The following is a 1,613-nucleotide window of genomic DNA, read 5'->3' as shown; positions in this document are numbered from 1 at the left end:
GTAATCATCGGCACCCAGCTCCAACCCCTTCACTCGATCCTGAACTCCGTCTCTGGCTGTCAGAAAGAGCACGGGGACGTCACTGCCAGCGGCGCGGACTTTCTGTAGGACTTGCCAGCCGTCTAGTCCAGGCATCATTACATCCAGGATAAGCAAGTCGTAGGCTTCACTAAGCGCATGCTGAGCAGCATCCGTCCCGTTCATAACCCGATCGACAGTAAAGCCCGCTTCGGTGAGCCCCTGTTGTAGGTAAGTGCCCGTTTTAGGCTCGTCTTCGGCAACAAGAAGCTTCATCAATGATCCTCTGTCTGAAATAGGGAGCAGTGTGCCGTCTGCCAAAGGGGGCGGCTAGCACCTTACAAAAACGTAACGTACGCGTCAGCTATCTGACAGCGAGCTACGTTAGCATCAGGAGAATTATGATGTTTCCGTTCACGTTCATTACCTGTTTTTTCTGGCTGACCATGCTCCTTTGGCCTATCGGCGCCTTCACGGCGCCATTTTTTTAGCCGGAGTTTGACAGAAGCACTTGTGCTGCCTCACACGATAACGTCTCACTTGGGTAAGTGCGCTTTGAAAACTTTACTACTTGGACTCCATCGCTGACAAAACTGTAATTTTGCCATCAGCAATCTGACAGGAACGCTCGGTTAGCTTAGACACAAGCCCAAACCGACGGCTCCTCTAACTAGAGCTGCGCTGGGTAACTCATGTTTATTTTAGCGAGGTAACAAGCAATGAAACTTTTAAGATCCCTATCTGTACTGCTCGTCATCGCAGCAAGTTCGTCCTATGCATTGGCTGAAGGTGGCGGTGATCGAACCTTCGCTCGCATGGAGCAGGCTAGGCAAGCGGCGGTCGCGACTTATCAGGCTGACCAGAAGGGCCAGGCTCAGGCGGTTGCGTCCAAGGCTGCTTTACAAGAAAAGCACCATAAGTGCTGAAGAGGCGGCGCGTTGAATGGTGGCAATTTCAAGGTTGTTGTAGCTGCCACGCTGCTGGCAATCGCAACGTTTGCGTAAGTACGTACAGTACTGATATTCAGCCACCTTAAAAACTTGTCTTGTTCGCCTCGCTCATAGGAAATAACGCTGCATAGCAAACGACTCAAGTTGGTATGAAGTAGTCAGGTATTTTTTGGCTACTTCAGACCCCCCTGATTTTAAGAAGCGGAATCGATCAAACAACGTGGTCTGGGAAGGAGCGAGTGGGAACAATCGGTTCCGTTGCGCGTACCCCTTTCAGTCATGAACAATTCCTTTGCGGCACTGTTTGCGCTAACCGGCCTACTCGGCGCCGGCGAAGCGCGTCTGCTTCATCGAAAAACTAGGCGGATGGAGTCGGGGGACTCACCAAATCAGAAACGCTTCTTCAGAGTCTATTTAGTGAGCCAGCCGGCTAGCGATAGTCTTTTTAACGCAGACTATGCCGGCTCGCTCAATTGAATTACGGCGCTAGGCAGTCAGAACATCCTGATCATCTTCTGGTGATCGGGTTATATGGCTGATAGTCACAAACGTTGAATCGCTCGCACAATTGCGTACGCATATCATTGATTTGCCTCGTCTGAGTTTGAACGATGCCCTCGCAATAATGCTTGAGCTCTTCATGTT

At 50.8% G+C, this 1,613-nt stretch carries 2 protein-coding genes; one reads left to right on the top strand and one right to left on the bottom strand.

All coding sequences use genetic code 11. The features are described 5' to 3' along the window. Positions 1-294, bottom strand: a 294-nt coding sequence (locus DQ405_RS26825; protein ID WP_168426503.1) for a response regulator, incomplete at its 3' end; no start/stop codon positions are given. A gap of 443 nt (positions 295-737) precedes the next feature. On the opposite strand from DQ405_RS26825, the gene DQ405_RS28025 reads away from it, so the two are divergent. Further along, positions 738-944, top strand: coding sequence for a co-regulatory protein PtrA N-terminal domain-containing protein (locus DQ405_RS28025; RefSeq protein WP_041015578.1), 207 nt, complete (start codon positions 738-740; stop codon positions 942-944). Positions 945-1,613 lie beyond the last annotated feature (669 nt).

This window comes from Pseudomonas sp. SST3 (genome assembly GCF_003325755.1).
The sequence above is the reverse complement of the archived record's forward strand: the minus strand, read 5'-3'. Positions and strand labels throughout refer to the sequence as shown.